This window comes from Dietzia sp. UBA5065 (assembly GCA_002415925.1).
Taxonomy (GTDB): domain Bacteria; phylum Actinomycetota; class Actinomycetes; order Mycobacteriales; family Mycobacteriaceae; genus Dietzia.
In genome coordinates this window covers 584-9,976 of record DIAZ01000120.1, presented here as the reverse complement: position 1 = coordinate 9,976, position 9,393 = coordinate 584, and the positions used below count along the sequence as shown (strand labels likewise).

General features: G+C 71.2%; 8 protein-coding genes. 6 read left to right on the top strand and 2 right to left on the bottom strand.

Annotated elements, in window-relative coordinates; translation table 11 throughout:
* The first annotated feature begins 238 nt into the window (after positions 1-238).
* From B4M60_RS09215 to B4M60_RS09190, 6 genes are all read left to right on the top strand, one after another.
* A complete protein-coding gene (locus B4M60_RS09215) occupies positions 239-736 on the top strand; it encodes a glutathione peroxidase (protein ID WP_291082611.1) in 498 nt (165 codons plus the stop codon).
* A 78-nt stretch (positions 737-814) separates the two neighbouring features.
* On the top strand, positions 815-2,119 hold the full coding sequence (locus B4M60_RS09210; protein WP_291082608.1) for an alpha/beta hydrolase: 1,305 nt from the start codon (positions 815-817) through the stop codon (positions 2,117-2,119).
* 92 nt (positions 2,120-2,211) lie between these two features.
* Entirely contained in the window at positions 2,212-3,390 is a 1,179-nt protein-coding gene (locus tag B4M60_RS09205; RefSeq protein WP_291082605.1) for an alpha/beta hydrolase, read from the top strand.
* Between the two features lie 106 nt (positions 3,391-3,496).
* Positions 3,497-4,318, top strand: coding sequence for a mycofactocin-coupled SDR family oxidoreductase (locus B4M60_RS09200; protein WP_291082602.1), 822 nt, complete (start codon positions 3,497-3,499; stop codon positions 4,316-4,318).
* 235 nt (positions 4,319-4,553) lie between these two features.
* On the top strand, positions 4,554-6,014 hold the full coding sequence (locus B4M60_RS09195) for an FAD-dependent oxidoreductase (protein ID WP_291082599.1): 1,461 nt from the start codon (positions 4,554-4,556) through the stop codon (positions 6,012-6,014).
* Between the two features lie 25 nt (positions 6,015-6,039).
* Complete coding sequence (locus B4M60_RS09190; RefSeq protein ID WP_291082597.1) at positions 6,040-7,296, top strand: glutaminase; 1,257 nt, start codon at positions 6,040-6,042, stop codon at positions 7,294-7,296.
* 18 nt (positions 7,297-7,314) lie between these two features.
* Here the strand turns inward: B4M60_RS09190 and B4M60_RS15715 are convergent, their stop codons facing one another.
* Entirely contained in the window at positions 7,315-7,662 is a 348-nt protein-coding gene (locus tag B4M60_RS15715) for a hypothetical protein (protein WP_414646774.1), read from the bottom strand.
* Between the two features lie 591 nt (positions 7,663-8,253).
* The coding region (locus tag B4M60_RS09180) for an alpha/beta hydrolase (RefSeq protein WP_291082595.1) at positions 8,254-9,393 on the bottom strand (1,140 nt) is incomplete at its 5' end.

Sequence of the window (9,393 nt, the reverse complement as noted above, 5' to 3'; positions counted from 1 at the left end):
ATCGCACTCCGATAGGTGGATTTCGGGACTCAGGCGCGTGGGCGGGGTGGCGCTGGCGGTGTGGTCCATTGGGGCAGCGCAGGTCGGGGGGCAGGCAGGGCAGGGCAGGGCAGGGCAGGGCAGGGCATCTGGCCCGGCCCTCCTGGCGTACGCCCGCACGCGAGCGGTCGCAGCGGTGAGAATGGCGGGCGGGGACAACCCACAACCCAGGGACCGCAGACGACGACGAGGAGCCGCCATGGCCACCGAGCACCACACCATCGCCGATTTCCAGGCCAGCCTGACGGACGGGAGCGAGAAGGACCTGGCCGACTACGCCGGTCAGGTCGTGCTGGTGGTGAACACCGCCAGCAAGTGCGGGTTCACCCCGCAGTACAAGGGCCTGCAGGAGTTGTACGAGGAGTTCCGAGACCAGGGCTTTGTGGTGCTCGGCTTCCCGTGCGATCAGTTCGCCCACCAGGAGCCGGGGACCGACGAGCAGATCGGCGCGTTCTGCGAGCGCAACTTCGGCGTGGAGTTCCCGCTGTTCTCCAAGATCGAGGTCAACGGCTCCGGAGCGCACCCGCTGTACGGCTGGCTCAAGTCGCAGAAGTCCGGGCTGCTGGGCGGTCGGATCACGTGGAACTTCACCAAGTTCCTCATCGGCCGCGACGGGAAGGTGGTGGGGCGCTTCGGTCCCAATCGCAGGCCGGAGGACCTGCGTGAGGCGGTCGTGGGGGCACTTCGGGGGGAGTGAGGGCTGTCAGCCGGGTAACAGATCCGTCTCAGACGCGATTAAGATTGTGATGTCACCTATCACAACATTTGGAGCTACATGTCGATCAAACTCCGCCGCCTGGCCTCCGCGACCGCCGGCGCCCTTGCCGTTGCCCTGACCCTGGGTTCGACGGCGCCTGCGTACGCGCAGCTGGACGCGATCAACCCGGCCTCGCTCAGCCCGGAGGAGTACGACACTCTCCTGAGCGTCTCCGGTGCCCTTCCTCTCGGCTCCGTCCTCGGCTCCGTCGGCTCGGTCGGGCTGTCGGACTACCCCCTCACCGGGTCCACGGACCCGAGCGGCCCGCCTCCCAAGCCGATCGACACCTCCATCACCGAGGCGAAGTACGTCGCCAAGCTCAATGCGAGCGACTACACCTCCCGGACCGGGTACGAGTACTGGGAGGTCCAGTCGCTGGTCATGAAGCGGAAGGTCATCCTCGAGGTGGTCCCGTCCCGGGTCGCCAACAAGGGGTCGGCGCCGGTGCTGTACATGCTCGACGGGGTCGATGCCCCCGAGGGCAATTCGGGCTGGAACCACCAGGGCGACATCGCCGCGCGACTCGACGGCGAGAACGTCCATGTGGTGATGCCGACCGGCGCCTTCGCCGCGTACTACGCCAACTGGAACGCCGAGGACCCCAAGCTGGGTTACAACCAGTGGGAGACGTTCCTCACTGACGAGCTTCCGGGCATCGTCAACCAGGGGCTCGCGGCCAACGGTCACGTGCCCGCCTCCGGCAAGGCCGGCATCGGCGGCATCTCGATGGGAGGCCAGGCGGCCATGCACCTAGCGGCCACCCGCCCGGATCTCTACCAGGGCGTCATGTCCTTCAGCGGCTACTACTCGACCATGGACGACATCGGGTACCAGACCATCCGCGGCACCGTCGAGACCCGCGGCGGGACCTTGGAGAACATGTGGGGACCGCGCGGCAGCGAGGAGTGGAAGCGCCATGACACCATCGCGCACGCACAGGACCTGAAGGACACCGCCGTGTACATGTCCTCCGGCGCGCCCGCCATCGACGACAATGACCTCAAGAACTACGAAGGTCAGGCGACTCGAGAACTCAACATGTTCCTCGGCCTCCTGCTGGAGAGCGGCGTCCGCGAGGGAACCAAGGCGTTCGAGAAGGCCCTCGACCGTGCCGGTGTCGACAACGTGAAGGTCGACTACGCGACGAGCGGTCTGCACAACTGGCCGAACTTCCTCAAGAACTTCGATTCCGGCTGGGACTACATCAAGCCCGCCCTCTACGGCGACGATGTCGACCCCGAGACGGGCACTCCGGGCTCCGGGTCTGCGGGCTCGTCCGGTTCCCTGGGCTCGTCGGGCTCGTCGGGCTCGTCCGGTTCCTGAGACCTCTTCCGGCAGGCGGTCCTGCGCACTCCCGACCAGGATGCGCAGGACCGCTTCTGTATGACCGAGCCATGCACGTTGAGGGGATCCCGATGAACACCCGCCTCCGTCGCCGCGCCGCGGCCGGCGCCCTCGCGGCCGCGATGCTCCTCGGATCGTCTGTGCCCGCATCCGCCCAGATCGGAGGCGGTATCGACACCTCGTCCCTGGGGCTCGAGGAGGTGGAGATGATCGGGTCGGCCGTCGGTTCCCTCCCGCTGGGTTCGACACTCGGGTCCCTCGGGTCGGCCGGGTCCACCAACATCCCGCTCGGTGGTGCAGGGTCATACGTGGAGCTCCCCAACCCGCCGCGACCGCCCGATGAGTCGATCACGTCGACCGACCTCCGTTCCATCACCCAGCACGGTGACTACGAGCACTGGCTCGTCACCTCCGCCGCCATGCAGCGCGAGATAGTGCTCGAGGTCCTCCCGTCCCGCGTCAGGGACGCGGGGCCGGCACCCGTGCTGTACCTACTCGACGGGGTCGACTCCGTCGAAGGGAATTCGGGCTGGAGGCGTGCCGGGAACTTGCCCGTGCGCATGGCCGGCGAGAACGTCCACCTGGTGACGCCCACGGGAGGACCCTCCACGTACTGGTCCGACTGGCAGAGCAACGACGAGGTCTTCGGCTACAACAAGTGGGAGACCTTTCTCACGAAAGAGCTTCCGGGGCTCGTCACGCGTGAACTGAACTCCCGGGAGACGAAGCACAACGGCAAGAACGGCATTGCCGGGGCGTCGATGGGTGCCCAGGCCGCCATGCATCTGGCGGCCACTCACCCGGAGCTGTACCGGGGCGTCATGGCGCTCTCCGGCTATTACTCGACCACGGATGAGTTGGGCTACCAGTCGATCCGCGCTTCGGTAGATGGTCGCGGCGGCGATTCCGCCAACATGTGGGGCCGGCGCGGCAGTGACCTGTGGAAGTACCACGACACGATCTCCCATGTCGAAGGACTGGATGGCACCGCCGTGTACTTCGCGACCGGGGGCCTGGCCATCTCGGAAGGGGATCGCCGGAATTACGGCGACGACTACTTCAGCATGCTGCAGGGCCTGTTGCTGGAGAAGGGGGTCATCGAGGGAACCAAGAGCTTCTCCCGAGAACTCGACCGCCACGGCATCGCGCATCACGTGGACTACGGCGAGGAGGGCCTCCACGGATGGCAGACCTTCGTCGACTACATCATGCCCGGCTGGCACCACATCGAGTCCGCTCTCCAGGGGTGAGCGGGCACAGACGCACTCCCAGATTCCGTGATCGCCGCCCAGCGCCTTCACGCCGGTGATTGAATCCTGACAGCAGTCAAGTCACGGGATCGGGAGCGGTGCACGCATGGAACAGTCACTCGAGGGCAAGGTCGCCTTCATCACCGGCGCGGCGAGGGGCCAGGGACGCAGCCACGCCGTGGAACTCGCTCGGCGTGGGGCGCGAATCCTCGCGATGGACATCTGCGAGGACATCGCCACCGTCCCCTACGGTCTCGGCACCGCGGACGACCTGCAGCAGACGGTCGCCGAGGTCGAGGCGGTCGGCGGGGAGATCGTCGCCGTGAAGGGGGACGTGCGCGAACCGGCGGACGTCGCGGGAGCGGTCGACGCCTGTCGCGAGCGCTTCGGCGTCCCGGACATCGTGGTGGCCAACGCGGGCATCAACTCGCAGCGGGGCGAGGAGCCGGACCCGCACGGTGCGTTCGTGGACACCGTCATGGTGAACCTCGTGGGCGTGTGGAACACCGTCCACGCGATCGCGCCGCTGATGATCGAGCGGGGAGAGGGCGGGTCGATCGTCCTCATCTCGTCCACCCAGGGGTTGAGCGGTCGCGGTGGGGACGGGTCCGGTGCGGCCACCGGGTACACCGCGAGCAAGCACGGGGTCGTGGGGCTCATGCGGAGCTTCATGATCTGGCTCGCGCCGCACAGCATCCGCATCAACACCATCCACCCCGCCGGGGTGTTCACCCCGATGGTGGCGCACGAGGAGATGGGGCGCTGGTTCGAGGCCAATCCGGAGGGCCACACGATGGGCAACGCGCTGCCCGTGCCGATGCTCGACCCCCTCGACATCTCACGCGCGGTCCTCTACCTGGTGGAGGAGTCCGGCCGGCACATCACCGGAGTCGCGCTGCCGGTGGACGCCGGGTTCACGGCGAAGTAGGCCGCGCGGCCGGGCGCCGCGATCGCCGCGATCGCGGCACCGGCCCGGCACACCGGCCCGGAGCGAGTCCGGCGTGCCGACGCGAGTTCGGCATTCCGTCGCCAGCGGGTGCGGGCCGCCGCGCACCGACCTACAGTTGCCCGCGAGAGAAGCGTCCTGCTGGCGCAGACCCGCGAACGGTGGTCCGCGGGGCGGTGGTCCGTGGGGCCCGCACCGAGCCCGGAGGAGACGCGCGATGGGCACATCATTCTGGCGGCGCACGCCGATCGATCCCCCGGCGGACGGGTTCCCCGAGGGCGAGCACGTGGACCTCGTGGTGGTGGGTGCGGGGTTCACCGGCCTGATCACCGCGCTGATGGCGGCCGCGCGCGGCAGCTCAGTGGTGGTCCTGGAGGCGCACACCGTCGGCGCCGGCGCCAGCGGCGCGACCACGGCCAAGGTCTCCGTGCTGCAGGGCACCCGACTGTCGACCATCCGGTCGGCCCACGGGCTCGACACCGCTCGTGCGTACGCGGAGGCCAACCAGCACGGGCTGGACTGGTGGGCGGACTTCTGCCAGGTCCACGGCGTCGACTCCCAGCGCCGCCGCGCGGTGACCTTCGCCAAGGGGCGCAGGGGCATCTCCACCCTGCGCGAGGAGATGACGACCCTGGTCGACCTGGGCCTGCCCGCGCGCTGGCACGACTCGCTCGACGTCCCGTTCCCGGCCCGGGCCGCGGTGGAGCTGCCCGACCAGTTCCAGCTCGATCCCGTGGAGGCGCTGGCGGCCCTGGCCCTGGCCGCGGCGGGGCTCGGCGTGCGGATCGTCGAGCATTCCCGGGTCACCGGACTCAAGGCACGCGGTCAGGGGGAGGACGCCCACGTGGAGGTGCGCAGCGACGGCGGAACCTGCACGGCGCGCAACGCGGTCCTGGCCACCGCCTCCCCTGCCCTCGACCGCGGCCCGACGGTGGCGTCGATGGAGGCCGAGCGGTCCTACCTGTGCGCGTTCGAGTACCCCGGCGGCCTGCCGTCCGGGATGTACGGCTCCGTCGAGAGCCCGGTCCGCTCGTTGCGCACGGTGCCCACACCCGGTGGTGAGGTGCTGTTCGTGGGCGGAAACGGCCACCGCACGGGCACCGCGAGAGGAACCGCGTCCAGGATCGACTCGCTGCGGGAGTACGCGGAGAAGTACTTCCCGGGCGCCGAGTTCACCCACGGCTGGTCGGCGCAGGACTTCCACCCGGTGACGCTGCTGCCCAGGTCCGGGCCGATGCCGTGGGGCCGCGGCCGGGTCCACTTCGCGGGGGGGTACAGCAAGTGGGGGCTCACGGGCGCGCCGGCGGCGGCGGGGATCATGGTCGACCGGCTCGAGGGCCGGCAGCCGCGAGTGTCCTTCGGCAAGCCCACGCTCACCGGCGTGCTGCGCACGTCGGTCTCGCTGTATGCGGACCTCCCGGCCCAGCTGGCGGCGACCGCGGCGCAGGCGGCCGTCCGGAAGCCGCGGCCGACCCTCCGCCCGATCGGGGAGGCGACGGGTGACGACGGCGAGACCTGCCGCGTCGGGCTGCTGTGCCCCCACATGGGAGCCGCCCTGGCCTGGAACGAGGCCGAGAGGTCGTGGGACTGCCCGTGGCACGGGTCGCGGTTCTCGGCGTGCGGCGAGCTCCTCGAGGGGCCCGCGACCGGCGACCTCACGAGGCACGACGAGGCCTGACCGCCTCCCGTGACACCCTGGGGACGTGAAGACCCCCGTCCCCGACTACCTGCTCGAGATCCGCGACCTGTGCTCGACCGGGCAGGACGGCCACCTCGCCGACTACATCCCCGAGCTCGCGGCCGTGGACCCGGATCGCTTCGCCGTGGCCGCGTGCACCATGGACGGCGTCGTCTACACCGCCGGCGACGCGGAGGCCGAGTTCACCATCCAGTCCATGAGCAAGCCGTTCGCCTACGCGCTCGCGTTGCGCGACCGGGGGATCGAGGGGGTCCTGGAGAAGGTGGCGGTGGAGCCGTCGGGGGACGCGTTCAACCAGATCTCCCTGGAGAGGATCAGCGGCCGACCCCGGAACCCGATGATCAACATCGGTGCGATCACCACGCACACGATGGTCGGGCCTGTCGGGGCGTCCGAGGCCGAGCGCGACCGGGCGCTGGCGGACGGGCTGGCCGCGTTCGCCGGTCGTCGCCTCGAGGTGGACACCGCCGTCCTGGACTCCGAGCTGCGGACCGCGTTCCGCAACCGGGCCATGGCCAACCTCGTGCGGGCCGGCGGGATCATCGAGGACGATCCCGACGAGGCTGTCCGTGGCTACACCCGCCAGTGCGCCTACCGGGTGACGGTGCGCGACCTCGCGGTGATGGCCGTGACCCTGGCCACGGGCGGGGTCAACCCCGTCACCCGCGAACGCGTGGTCTCGGCGCCCGTGGCCCGCCAGGTGCTGGCCGTCATGGCGACCTGCGGGATGTACGACGCGGCCGGCGACTGGATGTCCACCGTCGGGATCCCGGCCAAGAGCGGGGTGTCCGGTGGGATCTTTGGAGCGCTGCCCGGGCAGGTCGGGCTCGGGGTCTTCTCCCCGCGACTCGACGAACACGGCCACAGCGTCGAGGGGGTGCGCACCTTCGAGCGGCTCTCGCACGACCTGGAGTTGCACCTGATGAACACCACCATGACCGACGTCGAGGCGGTCCGCTCGGTGCGGTTCGACGAGATCACCGGTCGGCGCACCTTCCGGCTCCAGGGGCCGATGACCTTCGCGAGCGCCGAGCAGGTGCTGCGGCGCCTGGCCGAGATCCCGCCGGGGCCGGGTGAGGTCACGCTCGATCTGAGCCGCGTGAGCTCGGTCAATTCCAGCGCCCGCCGGATGATCCTCGAGGCCATGCGACGGCTGGGCGTGGACGGGCACCTCGTGGGTCTCGCGGACCCGGGTCGTCGCCTGCCCGCCCCGGACCTCGGGGACGGGACCCGGCCGGTCACCAGGCGAGCAGCCCGCTGACCCCCTGCCGGATCGGGTTCACGCGACCTGACCGGCCGCGGACAACGCGGCCCGGACCGTGCCCGGGGCGGTCGTCATGGAGGACTCGAACGCCGCCACCCGTCGGGACCTGCTCATGAAGTACGCGCCCAGACCCGCGAGATCGGTGGCCGTGGGCAGGATCGGGACGACGGTGGTCCCGCGCGCACGGACGGCGGCGACCTCGGAGGCCAGGCCTCGGGACATCGGGCCTCGGAGCAGCCGGTACTCGACCCGGCCCCCGGCTCCGGGGACGCGGAGCCCGGGCTCCGAGGCCATGGGGGCCAGGACGTAGACCAGATCCGCGTCCTCGGGTGCGAGCAGGTCGACCGATGCCGTGGAGCCCATCCCGCCGTCCACGAAGATGCGGTCCCCGATGGGGACNNGCCAGGACGTCGTAGGCGACCATTCGCGCGGAGGGGTGGGGAAGCCAGGCGCCCACCTCGAACCCCTCGGCCAGACGATGCAACCACCCCAGGTCGCCGCGCCCGCTGGGGGCGATCCCGGCGTACGCGGCCAGCCCGGAACGCGTGCGCAGGAGGCGGGGATTGAGCAGGGGCGGCCGGGGCGTCGGCGGCCGCCCGGGAGGGGTGGACGCGATGTGCTCGCGAAGCCGCAGGTCGCCCACCCGGCCGCGCTGCATGTCCACCAACTCGTCGACCCCGACGCCGCCGGCGAGCATGGTCACCAGTTCCGCCCCCGCCGAGGTGCCCAGGAGGACGTCGGCGTCGCGGGGGTCGAGACCGGTCTGCTCGGCGAGGGCATGCAGGGCCGCGATCATCCACGCCGCGCCGATCGTGCCCCCGCACCCGAGGACGATGGCGGTTCGGCTCATGTGGCGACTCTCCGGGGTGGGCTCGGGAACGAAGGACTTTCCGATTGTGCCGCTAGGCGGGGTCCACCGCGACCGCGCGCTCCCCCCGAGTCTCCGGCCCCGGCTCAGACCAGCCGGTCGGTGAACCGCGCGACCGCGTGGACCACGGCGAGGTAGCGGGGTGAGCGCACCACGTCGAACCCGTGTTGCGCGCCGGGCAGTTCCGCGTAGACCACCGGGTTCGGCGACCCGGCGCGGAGATGCCGCACGAGCCGCCGTGACCCCCTGACCGGCGTGTAGGTGTCATGCGTGCCGTGGATGACGGCCACCGGCGGCGCCCCGGATGCCGGGTGCCGCACCGGGTCCGACGCGTCCCTGGTCTCGCTGCCCAGCCGGCCGTAGTAGCCGTAGAGTCCGATCGCGCCCGCGATCGCGGTGTCGGCGTGCTCGAAGCCCGGCTGGAACCGCGGGTCCCCCGCCGTGAGCGCGGTCATCATCGCGATGTGCGCGCCCGCCGAACTGCCCGCCACCACGATCGGCGCGTCCGCCCCGATGCCGTGCGACGGACCCTCGGTGCGGATCCAGTGCAGGAGCCGCTTGATGTCCACCAGGTGCTGCGGGAATCCGGACTCGGGCGTGGGGGACAGGTGATAGGTGGCGCTGATCGCCGCCCACCCGCGGTCCGCGTGGTCGAACAGCATCGCGCGGGACTCGCGACTCGGCGCGCCCGCCCGGAAGTGGCCGCCGTGGATGTGCACCAGCACGCCGCGGACGGACCGGGCCGCGGCGGGGTCGGCCGGGTCGCCCCCGCCCGGACGCCGCCCGTCTGTGCGGGTGTAGAGATCGAACCGGTTGGCCGCCGGGTCCGGCCCGTAGACCAGGCCTCTGCGGGCCCGTACCGTGCGGGGACGCAGCGGCCACGGGCGGCCCAGCACCGTCAGCCAGGGAGTGCGGTGGCGCGGGGTGGTCCTTGTCGTCGTCGTACCTCCGGCGTCGTCCCCGAGGTCCGCCCGCAGCGCGCGGTCGAGGACGTCGGCCGCGGCGAGGTGGCGGGAGACCACCATCCCCAGCCCCGCCCAGGTCAGGGCGGCCATCGCGACCCCCACCCGGTCGGCGGTGCGGGCGGGCCGGCGGGTCAGCGTCGGGGCGGTCGCGGCGGCGGCGAGCGCGCCGACGTGCAGCGGAAGCTCGAGTGCGGGCAGGCTCGCCACCCACGCCGCGGTGGCCACGGCGAACGGCCGGCGGACCGGGCGCAGCGCCAGCGC